The following is a 21,691-nucleotide window of genomic DNA, read 5'->3' as shown; positions in this document are numbered from 1 at the left end:
TCAACTGAATAAACAGTTTTAGAGCCGAATCCAAGGGTTACAAAGTTATAAAATAATGCTATTAGCCTAAGCTACAGCCGGATTATTTTTCGAGTAATTCATTAAATTCATCCTGGCTGATTGGTTTTTCATCCAGATTAACGTTTTGCTTAATGACTTCCATGATTTTATCTTCCTGAACTTTGGTGGTGATGCGGCGTCTTTCGTCTTCATTCTGAAGAATTTGATCGGCGTAAGCGCTCAGTTGCTCGTCAGGCATGCTAAACATACCGTATTGGCGGAACTGCATGGCAGCAATTTCCTTAGCCATGGCTTTCACATCTTCCTGCTTAATTTCAATTTCATTGTCTTTGGCAATGCGGTCTTTAATCAGCTGCCAACGTAAATCTTTCATGAAATTGTCAAAATCTTCATCAATTTGCTCGTCTGTCAGCTCGTTGTTTGTCGCTTTCAACCAGCGCTTCAGAAATTCCTCTGGCAGTTCCATTTCGATTTTTTCGAGCAGGATTTCACGACTATCGATGGTGAATTTGTAATCACTTGAGTATTTCAGTTGCTCTTCGATATCGGCTTTCAGCTTGTTGCGGAATTCTTCTTCGGTCTTGATCTCAGTTTCGTCACCCAAGGCTTTTTTGAACAGCTCTTCGTTGACTTCTGCTTTTTTGAAGCGAAGAATTTCGGTGATGGTGAATTTGAAATCGCCTTCAATGGTTTCAGCTTCTTCATGCGAAACATTCAGCATGTGACCTACTTCGTGTTTGTTTTCGTACACTTTGATCGGGTCGAATACGATGGTGTCGCCAACCTTTTTACCTTGAATTTCTTTTTTGACTTCCTCGTCTTTCATCACATCCACTGCGATGATCACTTGCTCTGCTTTGATTCCATCTTCCAGTTCGTTTCCTTCGGCATCCAACTGCACAAAATTTCCGCGGATGGTGTCTTTTTCCTCTACGACATCAACATTTTCATTTTCTCCAAAGCGGCTGGTGTACGAGTCAACTTGTTGGTCAAGCATTTTGTCATCCACCTGAATCAGGTAGTAGGGGTATTTTTTGCGCTTGTCGAATTTTACTTCCACTTCGGGAGCAACAGCAATGTCGAAGGCGAATTCAAAATCTTCGGCTGTTTCCCAACTGAATTCGGGCGTTTTTTCTTCGTTTGGAAGTGGTTCACCCAAAATATTCAGTTTTTCATCAACAATATATTTGGTGAGGTTGTGAGACAACATCTTGTTTACTTCTTCAGCCAGAATTGCCTTGCCGTACATTTTTTTCACCAAACCTGCAGGTACTTTCCCCGGTCTGAATCCAGGCATGTTGGCTTTTTTACGATATTCTCTCAATTGTTCATTGATGGTAGCTTCGTAATCGCTTTTTTCAATTTTAACTGTAATCGTCGCATTCAGCTCGTTGATGTTCTCTTTTGTAATATTCATATAATTCCGCTTATAATTTTGGAAAATGTTCAAGTAACCAAATAGTTAACTCTTTTTGTCAAGATAAACTAAAGCCTATAAATCAATAAAAACCGCAGGCTTGGATTCGGTGAACCAAGCTTTGCGGTTGTTTTTCTTTTTCTAGTGCGGGCGAAGGGACTCGAACCCCCACGTCAAAGACACTAGATCCTAAGTCTAGCGCGTCTACCAATTCCGCCACGCCCGCTAATTGCGGTGCAAATGTATATTAATTTTTTTTATTCCCCAAACGCAGAATTGAAACTTTTTCGTGAAAAAGTGGCGTGCTTAAGTGGCTTACCTAAGTGTGAAATTCTGTCCCAGGTAAACCCGGCGGACATCCTCGTCGTTGGCCAGGTCTTCGGCCGATCCGGCTTTCATGATCGATCCTTCAAACAGCAAATAGGAGCGGTCGGTAATGGACAAGGTTTCGTGCACATTGTGGTCAGTGATCAGGACCCCAATGTTTTTTTCCTTCAGGGTCATCACAATTTCCTGAATATCTTCCACCGCAATGGGGTCAACACCGGCAAAAGGTTCGTCCAGTAAAATAAATTTGGGATCAATAGCCAGCGCCCGGGCAATTTCCGTGCGCCGTCGTTCGCCTCCCGATAGCTGGAACCCTTTGCTTTTTCGAATGTGTTGTAGCCGGAATTCTTCGAGCAGCGATTCTGTTTTTTCTTTCTGATAGGCTTTGGTGTAGTTGGTCATTTCCAGCACAGCACGCAGGTTGTCTTCAATGCTAAGTTGCCTGAAGACTGAAGCTTCCTGTGCCAGATAACCGATTCCCAGTTGGGCACGTTTGTACACGGGGAGTTTGGTAATGTCGCGGTCGTCTAAAAATACTTTACCCGACAGGGGCTGGATCAGTCCAACAATCATGTAGAAAGAGGTGGTTTTGCCAGCTCCGTTTGGGCCCAGAAGCCCAACAATTTCGCCTTGTTCAACCTCGATAGACACGCCTTTGACAACGGTTCTTTTTCGATATTTCTTGACTATGTTTTCGCCCCGTAGTTTCATATCTATTTGCTTAACGCCCGTTTCAAAAATTCATTATAAAGCTTCCAGGTCTTCTTCAGCTTTTTTGTTTACCCTCCGCGAAATGACGATCCCGATTTCGTATAGAAAAACCAGCGGGATACATACCATAATTTGGCTGAAAACATCAGGTGGCGTTATGATTGCTGAAATTAGTAGTAGCGCAACGTAGGCATGACGCCGGTATGTTTTCATTAAGCCGGGAGTCAGGATCCCCACCTTGCTCAGAAAATAGACAAAGATAGGTAATTCGAAAATAACCCCGCTTGCCAGGCTGATGGAGGTAACTGTGCCGATGTAGGATCGCATGTTGATTTGATTCACTACTTCGGCTGATATGGAATACGAACCCAGAAAGTGAATGGAAAGTGGTACAATTAAAAAGTACCCAAACATCACGCCTAAAATAAAAAGTACCGACATGTAAAAAACTGCTCCGCCGGAATGTCTTCGTTCTTTTTCATACAAAGCAGGACTGATAAATCGCCAGATTTCATAAAAAACATAGGGTGACGAAACGATTAACCCTGCAATGATGGAAACCATGATGTGGGTCATGAAATTGTCTGCCATCTTGATGCTGATGAGTTGCAGCTCTTTTGAGTTGATGATCAGGTCTTCGATGCCGGTAAATTCTGCCAGTTTGGCAAACATCCGGTTGGTCCAAAAGTCTGCTGTCTTTGGGTTGAAAATTACCGTGTCGAAAATAAAATCCTTGTTTACAAAAGCCAGAATAGCAAAAAAGACAATCGCTAAAAATGCCCGGATCAGGTGCCATCTTAATTCTTCCATGTGTTCGAGGAATGACATTTCCTCCTGTTTATCTTTCTTTGTCTTTTTCTTTTTGGTACTTTGCTGCTCTGAATATTTAGTGTCGGTCATATTGGCAATTTGGTTCAGAAAAAAGAATTAAAATTTGTTTTTCAAAAATCACGACAAATATAGTTTATATTACCGATTAAGCTTTTGTGTGCAGTCTAAATTTTTATGAAAGAAAGGGGACAAAGTTGTTACTTTAATAAAAAGCTTGCGATTTCAATTAGATTTTGTCTATCTTAGATTCTGCGATTGTGAAAAGAGAAAATTTTAACGACAACAAATTCAGGCTTTTATGAAGAATGAGCTATCATTAGCCGGGCAACTCCAAAAGTATTTTGGGTTTGACCGGTTTAAGGGGCAGCAGGAAGAGGTCATCAAAAGTGTGCTTGATGGCCACGATTCTTTTGTGCTGATGCCTACGGGGGGAGGAAAGTCATTGTGTTATCAGCTGCCGGCTTTAATAATGGAGGGGACTGCCATTATTGTTTCGCCACTGATTGCCTTGATGAAAAACCAGGTGGATTCGATTCGTAGTTTTGGAACGGAGGATGGAATTGCCCATTTTTTAAATTCATCATTGACCAAGCTGGCAATTCAAAATGTGAAAGACGACGTACTGAGTGGCAAAACAAAATTATTGTATGTCGCTCCGGAGTCATTGACCAAGCAAGATAACATCGACTTTCTGAAGAATGTGAACATATCTTTTTATGCCATTGATGAGGCACATTGTATTTCGGAATGGGGTCACGACTTCAGGCCTGAGTATCGTCGCATCCGTGCGATTGTTCAGGATATTGGCTCAGCGCCGATTATGGCATTGACGGCCACCGCAACTGCCAAAGTGCAACACGACATTCAGAAAAATTTGGGCATGCTCGATGCCCGGGTGTTTAAGGCTTCTTTTAACCGGCCAAACCTGTATTATGTGGTTAAGCCAAAAGTGAAGCCTGAAAACCAGATCATTCGTTTTATCAAAGAGAATGAAGGAAAATCAGGGATTATTTATTGCCTGAGCCGTAAGAAAGTGGAAGAGCTGGCCGAGGCGTTGCAGGTGAACGGAATCAAGGCCCTGGCTTATCATGCCGGCATGGATTCGGCCACCCGGTCGGGAAATCAAGACAAGTTTTTGATGGAAGACGTGGATGTTATTGTCGCAACCATTGCCTTTGGGATGGGGATTGATAAGCCCGATGTGCGTTTTGTGATGCACTATGATATTCCCAAAAGCCTGGAAGGTTATTACCAGGAAACCGGACGGGCAGGACGTGATGGCGGCGAGGGGCAGTGCATTGCATTCTATTCGTATAAGGATATTCAGAAACTTGAAAAGTTTATGCAGGGCAAGCCTGTTGCCGAGCAGGAGATCGGGCGGCAACTGTTGCTGGATACTGCTTCGTATGCAGAGACCGCTATTTGCCGCAGAATTATGTTGCTGAATTATTTTGGCGAGAAACTGGATGAGCCCTGCGGCAATTGTGATAATTGTCTCAACCCGAAAGAACAGGTGGAGGCCAGCGATGAAGTGGTGCGTGCGTTGAAAGCCATTGCCGAAGTGAATGAAAAGTACAAGGCAGATCACATTTCGGATATTCTGACCGGGAAATTGTCTGCGGCAGTTAAATCATTTAAACATGATGAGCTCGAGTCCTTTGGCTCGGGCGATGATCATAGCGACCGATTTTGGAATGCTGTCTTTCGGCAAAGCATGATTGCCGGTCTGATCAACAAGGATATTGAAAACTATGGCTTGCTGAAAATCAATGAAAAAGGGCACCAGTTTATGGCTAATCCCGAATCGTTTTTGCTGGTTCGAAACCACAACTACGATGAGCTGGAGGAAGAGGCAACATCATCAGGAACTGGGCCATCAGGTGGTTCCGGTGGTGATCCGGAGTTGTTTGCCATGCTCAAGGATCTGAGAAAGAAAGTAGCCAAGAAACACAATCTACCGCCTTTTGTTATTTTTCAGGATCCGTCCTTGTCTGATATGTCTATTCAATACCCGGTCAACTTGGATGAGTTGAAATTTATTCAAGGAGTGGGCGAAGGCAAGGCCCGGCGGTATGGAAAAGAGTTTGTGGAGCTGATAAAAACCTATGTGGACGACAACGAGATTGAGCGGGCACAGGATATGGTGGTGAAGACAGTGGCCAACAAGTCAAAACTAAAAGTATATATTATTCAGAGTATCGACCGGAAATTGTCGCTGGATGATATCGCTGACTCGAAAGGCATTGAAGTGAAGGACGTGATTACAGAGATGGAGGCGATTGTCAATTCGGGAACCAAAATCAATATTGACTACTATATTGATGAGGTTATTGATGAAGACCATCAGGAGGAAGTGTTCGACTATTTCCGCGAGGCTGAAGATGATTCAATCATGGTGGCCCTTGACGAGCTGGGTGAAGATGAATACTCGGAGGAAGATATCCGGCTGATGCGCATTAAGTTCATGTCAGAAATGGGAAATTGATCCAAAAGCCACGCGATAAAAAAGAGGCTGATTCAATGAATCAGCCTCTTTTTTGTGCGCGGTGACCAGTCTCTGCTGGCGGGCAACGAGATGCGAATATCAGGAATTCCGAATTATTCCGGTGCTTACTTCAAATTGGCAATTTGTTCCTGCAGCACTTTTATTTTTGCTTCAGCGTCGGCTTGCTTGGCCTTTTCCTTAGCTACTACCGCTTCGGGTGCGCCACTGACAAAGCGTTCGTTGCTCAGCTTTTTTGTGACTGAATTCAGGAAGCCTTCGGTGTATTTCAGTTCTTCCTTCAGTTTTTTAAGCTCCTCTTCCACATCAATCAGGTCACCCAAATCAATAAAATAGCTCGATGAAAATACACGGTACGAAGCGGCGCCTTTCACTTCTTCGTTCACCAATTCGATAGCCGAAAGGTTGCCCATTTTGACGAGAATCGGATCGTATTTTTGATGATATCCTTTGTCGCCGGGCTGAATTTTCAGCTCCAGCTGGTCTTTCATGGGAAGATTGTTGTTTTTACGAACGGTTCGAATTCCGGCAATCGCTTCCTTCACCGACTCAAAATCATTCAGCAAAGCGGCGTCCACTTCGCCAGCGTCGGGCCATTGGCTGATCATGATGCTTTCACCCTCTTTTCGTTCGCGCAACAGTTGCCATATTTCTTCAGAAATAAACGGCATAAACGGATGCAGCAGGCGCAACACCTTGTCCAGCGCCTCCAAAACCTCTTCGTACGTTTTTTTGTCGATGGGCTGCTGGTAGGCCGGTTTCACAACTTCGAGCAACCACGACGAGAATTCATCGCGAATGGTGGTGTAAATCGTCATTAGTGCGTCCGAAATGCGAAACTTGTCAAAGTGGTCGTTCATGATGGCAATTTGCTCGTCCAGCTTTTGGTTAAACCAGTCGATGGCCAGTCGTGAGTGGTTGGGCTGTTTTAGAAAACCCGCCACTTCCCATCCTTTAATCAGGCGGAAGGAGTTCCAGATTTTTGCGGTAAAGTTTCGTCCTTGCTCGGTTAGCGCTTCATCAAACAGCAGGTCGTTCCCTGCGGGCGAGCATAACAGCATGCCCACGCGAACACCATCGGCGCCATATTGGTTAATGAGTTCAAGTGGATCGGGTGAATTTCCCAGCGATTTGCTCATTTTACGATGTAGTTTGTCGCGCACAATACCGGTGAAGTAGACATTTTTGAACGGTTTGTCCTGGCGGTATTCGTAGCCGGCAATGATCATGCGGGCCACCCAGAAAAAGATAATCTCCGGGGCTGTTACCAAATCGTCGGTGGGGTAATAATAGTTGATGTCTTTGTTATCGGGATCTTTTATACCGTCGAAAACTGAGATGGGCCATAACCACGACGATGCCCAGGTGTCGAGCACATCATCGTCCTGTTTAAGATCAGCCATCGTCAGGGCAGGATCGCCTGTTTTTTCCTTGGCCAGTTCCAACGCTTTGTCGGCTGTTTCGGCTACCACAAAGGTACCGTCGGCCAGGTAGTAGACCGGTATTTGATGTCCCCACCACAGCTGCCGGCTAATACACCAGTCTTTGACGTTACCCATCCAATGGCGGTACAGGTTTTTAAATTTCTTGGGGTGAAACTCCACGTCGTCAGATTCTACCGCTTCGAGGGCGGGTCTGGCCAGTTTTTCCATCGCCAAAAACCACTGGGCCGACAATTTGGGTTCAATCACTACATCTGTCCGTTCCGAATAGCCCACCTTATTTTTATAATCTTCAACCTTCACCAGGTTGCCGGCTTCCTCCAGCATTGGGACAATTTGCTTGCGCGCTTCAAAACGGTCAACGCCAACCAGTATTTGTGCTTTTTCGCTCAGTGTACCATCGTCGTTAAAGGTGTCGATGGTTTCCAGGTTATGCCGCATGCCGATTTCGTAATCGTTGATGTCGTGCGCCGGCGTGATTTTCAAGCAGCCAGTTCCAAACTCCATGTCCACGTAATCGTCCATAATAATGGGGACACTGCGCTGTACCAAGGGCACCAAAACCCGCTTGCCTTTCAGGTGCTGAAAACGTTCATCATTGGGGTTGACACAAACGGCCGTATCACCTAAAATGGTTTCCGGACGCGTGGTGGCGATGGTTACAAAATCCCCTTCTCCTTCAATTTGGTAACGGACATAGTAAAGTTTTGACTGCTCTTCCTTATAAATTACTTCCTCGTCGGATACGGCAGTTTTTGCCTGCGGATCCCAATTGACCATTCGTACGCCACGATACACCAAGCCCTTATTGTACAAGTCCACAAATACCTTGATCACCGATTCGGAGCGGGCCTCGTCCATGGTGAAGCAGGTGCGTTCCCAGTCGCAGGATGCTCCCAGCTTTTTCAACTGCTCCAGGATAATGCCGCCGTGCTTGTCGGTCCAGTCCCAGGCATGCTTCAAGAATTCGTCGCGTGTCAAATCTTTTTTTGCGATTCCTTCGTTTTTCAGTTTGGCCACCACTTTGGCTTCGGTGGCGATGGATGCGTGATCGGTACCCGGCACCCAGCAGGCGTTTTTACCCAACATGCGCGCGCGACGCACCAAAATATCCTGAATGGTATTGTTGAGCATGTGTCCCATGTGCAGCACCCCGGTCACATTGGGCGGCGGAATAACAATGGTGTAGGGCTCACGCTCATCGGGCTCGGAGTGAAAATAGTTTTGCTCCAACCAATATTGATACCACTTATCTTCTACTTCCACCGGATTGTACTTGCTCGGAATTTCCATTATGCTATGTGATTTTTGTCGAATTGTGAATTAAGGCACAAAAATATAAAAATTCCGCTAGTGCCCGTCGGTTTTAAACCGGATTATCCTGCCGGACCATCAGACGGCGGCCGGGGAATCGAATTTACAACGACAAGCGGTTTTGTAACGCATGCTATGTCAGAAGTCTTTGTTTTACCTTTCGAAGAAAAAGAAACAAATGCAAGCCAGGTACTCCGAAGGTGTAGGAAACGGATCCTTGCATCCATACCAATCCGGGTGGCCTCCGAACCGAATTCAGTTTTGATTTCAAGAGTTGAAACAAGATGTGTGGCGATATCCGCACTATAATCTGTTCATTGTCATTGAGGTTATTTCCCACCTTGAATTTTTCAAGGATTTTTGTTTCTTTCCTTTCCGGCTGGTCTATTAAAAGGTACAAGGAGTTGAGTCCGCATGAGGATATGGCTGACTTCGCGTTGGCCATTAACCAGTGAAAAGACGAATACTCTTTGGAAAACAATACAATGGTGTCGTACAACAGGCGCAGGTACTCTTCGGTGTGCCCATCTGGGTTTTCTTTTTCGTCAAACTCCGGAATGATTTTATTCCCAGCCTTTTTATAGGTAATGGTACTGCCGTGGTTGGTCATGGCGAACACTTGCTCAGCCACGGCAATAAAACCACCATTCAACGACCGGTCGATTCTCTCCGACCAGATGGTTTCTTCGGGGTAGAATCCAGCTGTATAAGGTCCGGCCAGGTCAGACAGCATCCGGTCCTTAAATACACCGAAGTAATATCCAAACACTTCGGTTGTGCCGAGGATTGAATTGATAGATTTTTGACAGGTTCGTGTCCATCCCAAATCCACTATGGCTACACGCGCGTTTTCGTCAAGCATCCCTTCCTGCTTCAGGTATTGGCGTGCAGTGGCTTTTTGTTGTACGGCTTCGCGCAGTATTTTGGGCAAGCTGCTCTCATTGGTCAGAAGGTCGAGAAACTGCTCAGAACTTTCCGCGGTTAGTTTTTTGTCATAAAATTGTTGGTCGATAGCGCTGGCATTTAGGGAACTGTCCAGAATATGAACATTCAGGTTGAGGCGCTTCATCATTTGCCTTGGCGTACGTCCGTTGCTTCCGCCCATGATTCTCCGAAACTCCTCTCGGCTTCCATTTTCCAGACCAGCCAAATAAAACGTCCGGCGTGAGCCATACAAGTAAGAGAATTTGATGTCGGGATAGCTCCTGCCAAAAGCCTTTGCGATCTGCATGAAGATATAGGCATCGCGTGCCAGAAAGTAAATCCGATTAATTCCTCGTTTGTGGGCATCTTCCAAAACACCTGCCACAAACGGGACAAACAGCGGAGCAACCACATCAGCAATTAAATCGGTTACGGGTGATTTTTCTGAGCACAGGCGGATAGTCCGGGCAATTCCGGCCATTAATACACCTTGGAGTGGATTATCGGAAAGGGTTGCCGATTTGATCCACTCCAACTCATAACGGGAAAAACCGATGTCGGGCATCAGTTTTGTCGTAATCCCTTTGCTTTTGGGAACCCGGTAGTCGTTTTTTTTGTCGTCGCCGAAGTGATGCCATTTTTTAAAAGAGATCCCTTCTTTTTCTGAAATGAGATCAAATAGTCCGCCGCTTGCCTTAGTGCAGCCCGCTTCGTTCGAAACGTATAGCTTGTCGCCTTCCTGCCAAAAACCGTGCTTGATCAATTGTTTTTTAATGAATGCCGACGGTAAGTACATGTCGGATATGTACATGACGCTTTTTCCCTGGCTGTGAAGAGATTCGATTTCCTTTTTGGTTGAATATATGGGCCGCAAAACCTGGTCTTCAATCTGTAATTCCAACTGAATTAATCTTTCTGAGCCAAATTGTTTTAAAATACCAAGGTTGAAACAAGCATAGATTTCCTGTATGGAAACATCGTCTTGCGTTGAGGTATTTCGCGCAGAAACAGCCTGCTTTTCGGCAGACATTCTCGCATTTACAAAATCATAAATAAGGGTGTCCGCTGCATCTTCGCCATACAGTTCGAGCGCCATGAGGTAGAAAACAACGCTTGGTTTGCCGCAAGCCCGAAGAAGACAGGTATCAAAAATATCAAAAGAATACAGTTGGCAGGAAGGTTTTAGAATGTTACTATATTTAATCATGTGAGTTTTCAATTAGAAATAATGATCGCTTTTCGCTTTCTGTTCAGTGTTCACATGAACTATAACGTTTCTTTGGGCTAACTGATATTAGTCAAAGTCAATATTAACGATTTGGTAACCATTTTTTTTCTGCTGTCAATCCGCTCGGTGATCTCCGAATCTCGATTTTGATTCAATTGCGCATTCGAAGGATTGGAATTGAGATCGAGTCAACTTTCTGCCAAAAGATTAACTTTTGGTGTTTTGTTTGCTTAGCTGAGCTTCAGCAGGCTTGCTTTTTTTCCGTTTCTCTTTAGCCGAGCCTCAGTTGGGGTGTCGCGTTCCTGATTCTGCTCAGCTGAGGCTCAGCCGAGCTGTTGTCGTTCTGCTTCTGACCATCTGAGGTTCTGCCAGCATCAATATTTGCTTCCCGTCTCATGTTTCTTTTTCTGCAAAAAAAAGGTGATCTTAATCAGCAAGATCACCTTCATGGAAATTATCAATCGGTTGGTTTTTACAAGACTGCTTCAACTGGCACATAAGGTAGCCCGAAAGCGTCGGCCACTTCCTTATAAACGATTTTCCCTTCCACCACATTCAGTCCTTTGCGTAAGGGAAGGTCATCGGTGCAAGCTTGTTTCCATCCTTTGTTGGCCAGGTGAAGGGCATTAGGTAAGGTGGCATTGGTCAGCGCAAGTGTTGATGTGCGTGGCACCGCACCCGGCATGTTGGCCACACAATAGTGAATCACATCGTCGATCACAAAATTTGGATGATCGTGCGTAGTGGGTTTGGTGGTTTCAAAACACCCACCCTGGTCAACAGCTACATCCACCATCACCGTTCCCGGGCGCATGGTCGGCAGCATATCGCGCGTAATCAGCTTGGGTGCTTTGGCTCCCGGAATAAGCACAGCGCCTATAATCAAAATGTGCGTCTGCACCATTTCGCGAATATTGAATTCGTTGCTCATCATCGTATTCACATTGGCCGGCATAATGTCGTCTAGGTAGCGCAGGCGTTTCAGGCTTACATCCATAATGGTTACATCGGCACCCAGTCCGGCAGCCATTTTAGCTGCTTCGGTTCCCACAATACCACCCCCAATAATCAGTACTTTGGCAGGCGTTACTCCGGGCACTCCGCCCAGCAATACGCCGTAGCCACCGTAGGTTTTTTCAAGGTACTTGGCCCCTTCCTGTACAGACATGCGCCCAGCCACTTCCGACATCGGAATCAGCAAGGGCAGCGAACGGTCGTCAAGCTCTACTGTTTCGTAAGCCAGGCAAATGGCTTCGCGCGCCATCATGGCTTTGGTTAGTTCTTCCGACGAAGCAAAATGGAAATAGGTGTATAAAATTTGGCCCTTTTTTATCAGCGGATATTCGGAGGCAATGGGTTCTTTTACCTTAATAATCATGTCGGCAATAGCGTAAACATCCTCAATGGTGGGCAACATTTTTGCTCCGGCCATTCGGTAGTCCTCGTCTGTAAAGCCACTTCCGATACCAGCAGTAGCCTGCACATAGACTTCGTGCCCGCGTTTTACCATTTCCGCAGTTCCGGCAGGTGTCAGCGCGACTCTATTCTCGTTGTTCTTAATCTCTCTGGGTACACCAACTATCATCTTATTTTACTTTTAATTTGATTTGCTTTGAGTCCAAAAGTAGCCGATTCGGATTTCGGAAAACATGATAAAAAACAAGAAAACGGACTCTCTTATGGCCTTGTTTCCAAAAAATTAGGGTAAATTTTTCAAGGATCCAAATTGCTTGATAAAATCATAGTCATTTCGATGTTTAAATGTCAAATTACAAGCAAAAAGACTGTTTTTATTTAAAATTGTTAATCGTATCTTTGTCGCCCTAGCGAAATTATATTATTCAACATGCCAACAACATCAATTCGAGGAAACAGGATGCCCGATTCACCGATCCGCAAGCTTGTACCGCTGTCGGATCGTGCTAAAGCGATGGGTAGAAAGGTATATCACCTGAATATTGGACAGCCAGACTTGCCCACGCCCCAGCGTGCACTGGATGCCATTCGGAATATTGACCGGAAGATTCTGGAATATAGTCCAAGTGAAGGAATTTTTTCGTTGCGGCAAAAGCTGGCGGAATATTATCATAAGTACAGCATTTATGTTGATGTAGAGGATATTATTGTTACCACGGGAGGCAGCGAAGCGGTGACCTTTGCGTTTATGTCGTGCCTTGATCCGGGTGATGAAATTATTGTTCCTGAGCCGGCTTACGCCAATTACGAAGCCTTTGCCATTGTGGCGGGTGCGGTTATCAAGTCGATTCCGGCGAAGATTGAAGAAGGTTTTGCCCTGCCGCCTTTTGAAGAATTCGAGAAGCTCATCACTCCCAAAACCAAGGGTATCATGATCTGCAATCCGAATAATCCGACCGGCTATTTGTACACGCAGGAAGAAATGAATAAAATTCGCGACTTAGTTAAGAAGTACGATTTGTACTTGTTTTCTGATGAGGTTTATCGCGAGTTTTGCTATACTGGAGCGCCCTACATTTCGGCTTTCCACCTCGAAGGAATTGAGCAGAACGTGATACTGATTGACTCGGTTTCGAAACGCTACAGCGAATGTGGATTGCGAATTGGCGCTTTAATTACAAAAAATAAAGAGGTTCGAAAAAACGTGATGAAGTTTTGCCAGGCGCGGCTAAGTCCACCACTGATTGGGCAAATTGCCGCCGAAGCTTCGCTGGAATATACCGACGAGTACCTGCTAAATTCATATAACGAATATGTGAGCCGCCGAAATTTTCTGATTGACGGACTGAACCGAATCAATGGGGTTTATTCGCCGATCCCGATGGGTGCGTTTTATACTGTAGCGCAACTACCGGTAGATGATGCCGACCAATTTTGCTCGTGGCTGCTCAGCGATTTCGAATATGAAAATCAAACCATTTTTATGGCTCCGGCATCGGGTTTTTACACTACGCCCGGGCAAGGGAAAGACCAGGTTCGTATCGCCTACGTATTAAATAAAGTAGATTTAGGTAAAGCCCTGAAAGTTTTGGACGAAGCCCTGAAAGTTTATCCGGGAAGTACACTCAAGCGATAGAGGAAGAGATTGGATAAAGGGGTCGCTGGTTGCCGGATGCTGCTTCAAAAGCCTGATATTTTTTGAGCTAACGTTTGAATTTTGATTCTTCGAGCTTAGCTCGCTTTTACTGGATGGAATTTGTCCTGTTCCTTTTAATTTCCGATTGGGCTGACTATTTTTAGGGCTTAATTTGAAACATATGCCGTCAATTCAGAATAATCCAAACTTGCTGGTACAGTACCTTCAAAAACCAGCCTCGGAGTTTAAAAAAGAAGACTTGATCCGGTACATTGAAGAACGGGAGATTGAAATGGTCAATTTTCGCTATGCCGCCGAAGATGGTAAGCTGAAAACCATCAATTTTAAAGTGACCGGTCGCGATGAATTGGATATGATTTTATCAACCGGCGAACGCGTTGACGGCAGCAGTATTTTCTCCGTTCTCGAAGCCGACTCGAGCGATCTATACCTTGTTCCACGTTATAAAACTGCTTTTCTGAATCCGTTTGCGAGTATTCCTTCAGTCGATATTTTGTGTTCTTTTTACAGCCAAAATGGAGACCCCTTGGAAAGTTCGCCTGAGAATATTCTGAGGAAAGCCCAAAAACAGTTCTTTAAGGAAACCAGCATGACGCTCAAGATGATGGGCGAACTGGAGTTTTACGTGATCAGCGAGACCACTGAAGAGGAAGATGTTTCCGAAAACGGATATCAAAGCGGCCAGCCTTTTACCCTTCATGAAGACCTTCGGGTGGAAGCACTTAAGCTGATTGCACAGTGCGGAGGCATGGTGCGTTTTGGACATGCTGAAAATGGACGATTTACCCATCACGGCAAACATTACGAACAACATGAAATAGAGTTTGGACCGGTTGATCCTGAAGATGCGTCCGACCAATTGGTAGTTGCCAAATGGATTCTTAGGATGCTTGGCTTGAAATACAGGGTGAATGTCACGTTCATCCCTAAAATATCACTCAATCAGCCTGGAAGCGGCATGCATATCCATTTTCTGGCCGAACAGGGTGGCAAAAATTGTCTCATCGAGAATGGTGAATTAACGTCAACCAGCTTACGGATGATTGCTGGTGTATTGGATTTGGCGGCAGCCTTAACAGCATTTGCTAATCCAACGCCCATTTCATATCTGCGTTTCATGCCGGGTCAAAATGTGCCGCGCCATATTTGCTGGGGAAAACAAAACCGTTCGACCTTGGTTCGTGTACCTTTGGCCTGGAACAGCAACATTCCTTTCGGGGCAATATTGAATAAGCAGGAACAGGCAAAAATCGACTACACGTTCAGGCAAACCATTGAGTACCGTGGTTCCGATGGATCAGCCAACCCCTATTTATTATCAGCAGCACTGATTGTCGGATTTATGAAAGGTCTTTCAGATCATGAAGCCGTTAAAAAGTCGGACGATTATTACTGTTCTGGTAATTTATTTTTAACTGAACAGCAGATGAAATCCGAAGAAAAGCAATTTGACCATTTGCCGATGTCGTGTCGCGAATCAGCTGAAGTGCTGGAGAATTTCCGACAGGATTTTGAGGCGAATCAAATTTTTCCGAAGTCAATTATCAATCATACCATTTTAAAGTTGCGTTCTTACAATGATAAGGACTTGAGTGAAAACTTTAAAACCTATGGCGAAAATCAGGATTTGCTGGACCTGATTGACGAGTATTTGAATTACATGTAAACAAACAATCTTATATCATAACTTCATCCAAATCAGAATTCATATGACACTTATAAAATCCATCTCAGGAATTAGAGGGACCATTGGAGGAAAACCAGGCGATGGCTTAAGTCCGCTCGACGTGGTCAAATTTACAGCGTCTTATGCCCGTTGGGCTATTGAAGATACGGGCAAGAAAAGCCCCACGATCGTGGTTGGGCGTGATGCTCGTATTTCGGGAGCCATGGTCGAGTCGTTGGTGTGTGCCACACTTTGCGGCATGGGCTGCCAGGTGGTGAACATCGGTCTGGCTACGACACCCACAACCGAGCTGGCGGTGGTGAAGGAAAAGGCCGATGGCGGAATCATTCTCACAGCGAGCCATAATCCGGCCCAGTGGAATGCGCTGAAGCTCCTGGATGGAAAAGGTGAGTTTTTGTCGGCCCACGAAGGTGCTAAAATTCTGGCTTTTGCCGACATGGAAGATTTCATTTTCGCCGATGTTTACGACTTGGGGACCATTTCTGAAAAGGACTATTTGCAGGCCCATATCGATCATGTACTGAATTTGGAGTTGGTAGATGTGCCGGCCATTGCCAAAGCCAATTTCAAGGTGGCTTTTGATGCGGTTAATTCTGTTGGTGGAATTGCCATCCCAGCTTTGTTGAAAGGACTGGGCGTGAAAAGTATTGTGCCAATCAACGAAAAGCCCACCGGTTATTTTGCCCATGTGCCCGAGCCGCTTCCCGAAAATCTGGTAGAAACGTGCCAGCTGGTCAAGGAAAAACAGGTGGATGTTTGCTTTGTGGTCGACCCGGACGTTGATCGCCTTTCCATCATTAGCGAAGACGGTAGCATGTTCAACGAAGAATATACTTTGGTGGCTGTTGCCGATTACGTGCTTTCAAAGACACCGGGCAACACGGTTTCGAATTTGTCGTCCACCAGGGCCTTGCGCGATGTGACGGAAAAACATGGCGGAAGCTACACGGCTTCGGCGGTTGGCGAGGTGAATGTGACCGCCCAAATGAAGGCGACCAACGCCGTGATCGGTGGAGAAGGCAATGGGGGTGTGATTTACCCTGCCTCCCACTACGGACGAGATGCTTTGGTTGGAATTGCCCTCTTTCTGTCGCATCTGGCCAAATCGGGCAAAACATGCACCGAACTACGAGAGACCTATCCGAACTACTTTATTTCGAAAAATAAGATCGAATTAACGCCTGAAATTGATGTGGATGCGGTATTGATACAGATGAAAGAAAAATATAAGCACGAAAATGTTAATGATATCGACGGGGTGAAAATTGACTTCAAAAACGAGTGGGTTCACCTTAGAAAGTCTAATACCGAGCCGATTATCCGAATTTATGCCGAAGCCGGAAATGCCGATTCGTCCCGCAATCTGGCTGAAAAAATCATATCTGAAATAAAAGCGATTACTACCAATTAAACTTTGGCTTCTGGGGCTGGTCTATGTTTAAGAACACAATAAAATTGTGTTCTTAAATTGTTGTGGCAAAACCAAGCCCTTTTTAACGGGCCGCAAAGCAGGAGTATGTTTGCGTCGCTGTGCTCAGTTGTGGGGGTGGTGAACCATTGGTATTTTCAATTTTCTTGAATTGGAGGAAGTTAACTTTGAAAAAAATCGTTCTGATTTATGACAATTGGCATAAATATTGTTAACCTGACCCTCGATTAACAGACAAATTAGTTTCATTGCGTTATTTGCGTGTTGACCGGGTATAATTCTTCCGGGCCAGAAGCTCAATTTAAATCAGTAATCGGTTTTGAAAGTATTGACAAGAATAGTCCAACTAAACGCAGTCAAATTGCAACATTCATGAAGCGAACAATGAAAATCAATTTTGCATGGGAGTAAGTTTCTCCCGGCGGGCTTTGATTATTTTTGAAAACCTGGAAAGTAATTTTTATGACAAAACTTGTACGATCTAAAATGAAAAAATGAATACATGAAAAACAAAAAGACGCTACTCATTGCACTTGTTCCTCTATTATTAATCGTTGGCTATTTGATTTTACAAAGCAGCGATCAGGCCGTTACCGACATTACCGTGAGCGTTGAAAGGGGGCCATTTGAAATCCAGATTTATTCATCAGGCGAACTGGAGTCAGAGAATTCTGAAAATATCACCATTCCTGAAAAAATGAAAGACCGTAATTTGCGGATCTACGAATTGACAATCACCGATCTGATTGATGAAGGCACCTATGTTGATTCGGGTGATTACGTCGGCACACTGGATCACAAGGCAGTGGAAGAAAATATAAAAAGCACCCAAGATGATCTGGAGACGCAGCTGACAGAGCTTCAGGATGCCAAGATTGATTCGAACCTGAATTTGAGTAATCAACGTGACGTGATTATCAATGCACAACTTGATCTGGAAGAAAAGCAGATTGTAATGGATGAATCGATATATGAGTCCCCTTCCGTTCAGAAAAAAGCGGCAATGGATTATGATAAGGCTCTGCGTAAATACGAGCAGGAAAAAAATGCTTACCGGTTGAAGCGGGAACAGGAGGAAAACCGGGTGACCCGCCGGTTTATTGACTACCGCCAAACGGAAGAACGGCTGAGAGAACTTCAGGAGCTGTATAATTCGCTTGAAATTTACGCTCCCAAATCAGGATTGCTTACCTATTACAAATATGGTTACGGCGGGGTAACCAAAGTTGGCTCGCGGGTGACCATGTGGAATCCGATTATAGCTACCATTCCTGATATGACCAATCTGATATCAAGAACGTTTATCAACGAAATCGATATTTCGAAAGTAAAAGTTGGATTGCCGGTGAAAGTTGGTGTTGACGCATTTCCTGATAAGGAGCTTGCCGGAGAAGTCATTTCGATGGCTAATGTCGGGCAAAACATGCCCAACAGCGATGCCAAAGTATTTGAAGTAAAAATTAAGGTTTTTGACGTTGATCCTGATTTGCGGCCAGCCATGACCACCAGCAATGTGATTCAAGCGATGACTTTGAAAGATACCTTGTTTATTCCCCTTGAGTCGGTTTTTTCGAACGACAGCTTGCAGTATGTCTATAAGTCGAATCGTGGCGATTTGGTGAAACAAATTGTTTCACTGGGCGATGCCAACGAAAATTATGTCCTCGTAAGGGATGGTCTTGCCGAAGGGGATGAAGTTTTTCTTTCGGCACCGGACGAAACGGATAATTTAAGCTATGAAGGCCTTGAAATTTATGCGCAGTCGTTGAAAGAAAAAGAAGAGCGCGAAGCGGCCGAGAAAGAAGCTAAAGAGGCTTTCGATAAGAAAGCGGCAACAAAGCCGGCTACGCCGGGAGCACCTGCCGCACAGATGGGAACCATTCGAAACCAGTCAACTTCAACCGGTAACTAGTAGTAGCTATGTGGATCGAACGATATTTTCACGATGTAATCATCGGAATTCAAGCCATTTTTGATAACCGGTTAAAATCAATGCTGACTGCCCTCGGAATTATTTTTGGAGTCGCAGCGGTAATCAGCATGATGGCTATTGGAAATGGAGCTGAACAGGAAATTTTGGAGCAGATAAAAATGGTAGGAGTCAACAATATTGTGGTGACACCAACTGCTGTGAGTGTAGATGGAAAGGATTCGGGCAGTGACGACGAAGGAGCTTCGGCCCGATCAAAGTTTAGCAAAGGATTGAGCTTGATGGATGCTGAAGCGATAGCTAAGGTCATTCCGGCAGTCGATAAAGTCAGTCCGGTAATCTCATTTAATTATTCGGCCATTCTGGATGGAAAGAGTAACCCGGTAGTTCTTGAAGGAGTTGATGCCAGTTATTTTGATGTGTTTAGCATCAATTTGCAGGGGGGCGAGCTGTTTAACGAGTCGCAAAGCACCTTGGGTCAACCGGTTTGCATTATCGGCGATAATATTCGCAATGTCTTTTTTAATCAGGAAGACCCGATAGGAAAAAGTATCAAATGCGGACAGGTTTGGTTGAAGGTGATCGGCGTGGTTGAAAAACGTGATTTTACCAGTTCGGCGTCTGACGAAATGGGGATCAGCAGTTCGGATAACAAGATTTTTGTTCCGGTACAAACGGTTCTGTTGCGGTTTCGAAACCGTTCGCTCATTCGTGCCGACGAGGTGGAACTGGCGAATTCGCGCCAGGAAAACGGCAACAATGGTAGTTCGGGGGCAGTCCTGGATCAGGATAAAAACCTGAACCAGCTAAGTAAGATTATCATTCAGGTAAAGGAAACGGAGCAGTTAGGTGCAACGGCTAATGTGGTAAAACGAATGTTGTATCGTCGCCACTCGCAGTTATATGATTTTGAAGTGACGATTCCTGAGCTGCTACTGAAACAACAACAACGCACAAAAAATATTTTTAATGTGGTGTTGGGCGCCATCGCAGGCATCTCGCTGATCGTTGGCGGCATTGGAATTATGAATATTATGCTGGCTTCAGTGATGGAACGCATCCGTGAGATTGGCACTCGTCAGGCCATTGGTGCATCGCAGAAAGATATTATTGTCCAGTTTTTATCCGAGTCAACGCTGATTAGTGTTTTTGGCGGAATTATCGGAATTATTTTAGGGGTCGCCTTATCCAAAATTATTACGGCAGTTTTCGATATAAAAACCATCGTATCCTTTTTCAGCATCTTCATTGCCTTCGGGGTGTCGGCTGCGGTTGGAATCATTTTTGGTTATTTGCCGGCCAAGCAGGCTGCCGAAAAAGATCCTGTAGAATCACTTCGATATTAACTTGAAACGATAAATCAATTATGAGATCAAAATATTTACAAGCTGCGCTGCTTTTCTTCTTACTTTCTTTTTATGCAACCGCCCAGGAACAACACCTGAAATTGTCATTGGATGATGTTATTGAGCTGGCTTCACAGCAGTCGTTGGATGCCTTTCGGAATGAAAATATGTTCCGAGCCAGTTACTGGGAATATCGTTATTTCAAAGCCGACCGGCTTCCAAGCCTATCGCTTGACGCTACGCCGTTGGATTTTAACCGCTACCGGGCACGCGAATACAACTTTCAAACTAATGAGGAAGAATACGTTCAACGGGAGTATCTTAACTCGGATTTTGGGTTGGCCCTGAATCAGAATGTGGCTCTAACCGGAGGGAGTCTGTTTTTACGTTCCGATTTGGGAATTGTTAAAAACCTGGGAGACGGACAGAATGATTCGTATCAATCCACACCCATCAGCATTGGTTATCGGCAGGACCTGAATGGTTACAACCGGTTGAAATGGCAGGCGAAGATTGAACCGCTGAAATATGAAAAGGCCAAAAAGGTCTTTATTGAATCGAGAGAAGAGCTGGCAATTAAAGCCAATCAGCGCTTTTTTAGCTTGGTTTCCGCCGAAATTAACCTGGCTATTGCCGAAAATAACAAAGCCAGTGCGGATACCTTGTACAAAATTGGTAAAGGACGTTTCCAAGTGGGAACAGTGACGCAGGACGAGTTGCTGAACTTGCAGCTCAGCCAATTGAAAGCCGAACAGGCCTTAAATACGACTAAGTTGGAATTGATGCGTGCCCAGGCCGATTTGAACTCCTTTTTGGGATTGGATAAAAACACAAAGATTTCGTGCATTGTGCCCAGCGAAATCCCCAAACTTGAAGTCCAGGCGGCGGATGCCATTTCGGAGGCATTGGCCAATAATCCTGAAATTCTGGATCAAAAACAACGGCTCTTGCAGGAAGATCAGCGGGTAGCACAGGCGAAATCGGAAACAGGATTGAATACCAGTATTTTTGCCTCCTACGGACTGGATCAATCCTCCAATGATTTTGAAAATGTTTATGACAATCCCGGGAAAAGCCAACGCTTGCGTTTGGGTGTCAATATCCCAATCATTGATTGGGGACGCCGAAAAGGGCGATACCAAATGGCCGAGTATAGCCGCGAAGTGGTAAAAGCCACCGTGAGACAAGCTCGTATTGATTTCGAGCAGGAAATCGCGCAAACCGTTATGGAGTTTAACCTGCAGGGGGCTCAGGTGCGAAATGCTGCCTTGGCCGATACGGTGGCCCAGCAAGGTTTTGAGGTGACCTTCCAGCGCTTTCTGATTGGAAAGGTGGATGTGATTAACCTGAACCAGGCCCGAAACGACCGCGAACAAGCCCGTAAAGACTATATTTTGGCACTCAGCGCCTACTGGCGCTATTATTACACCATCAGGCGTTTGACCTTGTTCGATTTCGCACAAGGGGCAGCATTGTCTGAAGAGTATGAACAAATCCTTGAAAACTAA

13 protein-coding genes and 1 tRNA gene are annotated in these 21,691 nt (G+C 45.0%); 7 read left to right on the top strand and 7 right to left on the bottom strand.

Going from position 1 to position 21,691, the window contains the following annotated elements:
• Nucleotides 1-82 precede the first annotated feature (82 nt).
• From tig to tatC, 4 genes are all read right to left on the bottom strand, one after another.
• On the bottom strand, nt 83-1,438 hold the full coding sequence (tig, locus tag AAC033_RS06965) for a trigger factor (protein ID WP_339736629.1): 1,356 nt from the start codon (nt 1,436-1,438) through the stop codon (nt 83-85).
• A gap of 145 nt (nt 1,439-1,583) precedes the next feature.
• Nucleotides 1,584-1,664 (bottom strand) — tRNA-Leu (locus tag AAC033_RS06960).
• An 89-nt stretch (nt 1,665-1,753) separates the two neighbouring features.
• Nucleotides 1,754-2,476 (bottom strand): LPS export ABC transporter ATP-binding protein, encoded by a 723-nt coding sequence (gene lptB / locus AAC033_RS06955; RefSeq protein WP_339736628.1) that lies wholly within the window; start codon nt 2,474-2,476, stop codon nt 1,754-1,756.
• A gap of 33 nt (nt 2,477-2,509) precedes the next feature.
• Nucleotides 2,510-3,376, bottom strand: a complete 867-nt coding sequence (gene tatC / locus AAC033_RS06950; protein WP_339736627.1) for a twin-arginine translocase subunit TatC — start codon at nt 3,374-3,376, stop codon at nt 2,510-2,512.
• Nucleotides 3,377-3,605: 229 nt separating this feature from the next.
• Here tatC and recQ point away from each other — a divergent pair, with 229 nt between their 5' ends.
• Nucleotides 3,606-5,792, top strand: a complete 2,187-nt coding sequence (gene recQ / locus AAC033_RS06945; RefSeq protein WP_339736626.1) for a DNA helicase RecQ — start codon at nt 3,606-3,608, stop codon at nt 5,790-5,792.
• 125 nt (nt 5,793-5,917) lie between these two features.
• Here the strand turns inward: recQ and AAC033_RS06940 are convergent, their stop codons facing one another.
• The 3 genes from AAC033_RS06940 to ald form a co-directional block, all read right to left on the bottom strand.
• Nucleotides 5,918-8,545: a valine--tRNA ligase gene (locus AAC033_RS06940; protein WP_339736625.1), complete on the bottom strand. Its 2,628-nt coding sequence runs from the start codon at nt 8,543-8,545 to the stop codon at nt 5,918-5,920.
• 154 nt (nt 8,546-8,699) lie between these two features.
• The gene (locus AAC033_RS06935) at nt 8,700-10,697 is read right to left on the bottom strand and encodes a hypothetical protein (RefSeq protein WP_339736624.1); all 1,998 of its coding nucleotides are present in this window, start codon (nt 10,695-10,697) and stop codon (nt 8,700-8,702) included.
• Nucleotides 10,698-11,190: 493 nt separating this feature from the next.
• Nucleotides 11,191-12,303 (bottom strand): alanine dehydrogenase, encoded by a 1,113-nt coding sequence (ald, locus tag AAC033_RS06930; RefSeq protein WP_339736623.1) that lies wholly within the window; start codon nt 12,301-12,303, stop codon nt 11,191-11,193.
• 261 nt (nt 12,304-12,564) lie between these two features.
• Between ald and AAC033_RS06925 the strand changes: the two genes are divergently transcribed.
• The 6 genes from AAC033_RS06925 (at nt 12,565) to AAC033_RS06900 (ending at nt 21,691) form a co-directional block, all read left to right on the top strand.
• Nucleotides 12,565-13,770, top strand: a complete 1,206-nt coding sequence (locus tag AAC033_RS06925; RefSeq protein WP_339736622.1) for a pyridoxal phosphate-dependent aminotransferase — start codon at nt 12,565-12,567, stop codon at nt 13,768-13,770.
• 181 nt (nt 13,771-13,951) lie between these two features.
• On the top strand, nt 13,952-15,457 hold the full coding sequence (locus tag AAC033_RS06920; RefSeq protein WP_339736621.1) for a glutamine synthetase family protein: 1,506 nt from the start codon (nt 13,952-13,954) through the stop codon (nt 15,455-15,457).
• A 43-nt stretch (nt 15,458-15,500) separates the two neighbouring features.
• Entirely contained in the window at nt 15,501-16,889 is a 1,389-nt protein-coding gene (gene glmM / locus AAC033_RS06915) for a phosphoglucosamine mutase (RefSeq protein WP_339736620.1), read from the top strand.
• Between the two features lie 520 nt (nt 16,890-17,409).
• Entirely contained in the window at nt 17,410-18,819 is a 1,410-nt protein-coding gene (locus AAC033_RS06910; RefSeq protein ID WP_339736619.1) for an efflux RND transporter periplasmic adaptor subunit, read from the top strand.
• A gap of 8 nt (nt 18,820-18,827) precedes the next feature.
• A complete protein-coding gene (locus tag AAC033_RS06905) occupies nt 18,828-20,183 on the top strand; it encodes an ABC transporter permease (protein WP_339736618.1) in 1,356 nt (451 codons plus the stop codon).
• 20 nt (nt 20,184-20,203) lie between these two features.
• The gene (locus tag AAC033_RS06900; RefSeq protein ID WP_339736617.1) at nt 20,204-21,691 is read left to right on the top strand and encodes a TolC family protein; all 1,488 of its coding nucleotides are present in this window, start codon (nt 20,204-20,206) and stop codon (nt 21,689-21,691) included.

The organism is uncultured Sunxiuqinia sp., from assembly GCF_963974515.1.
In the GTDB taxonomy this organism is placed as follows: Bacteria; Bacteroidota; Bacteroidia; order Bacteroidales; family Prolixibacteraceae; genus Sunxiuqinia.
Note: the sequence above shows the minus strand (reverse complement) of the source record. Positions and strands in the feature narration are given on the sequence as shown.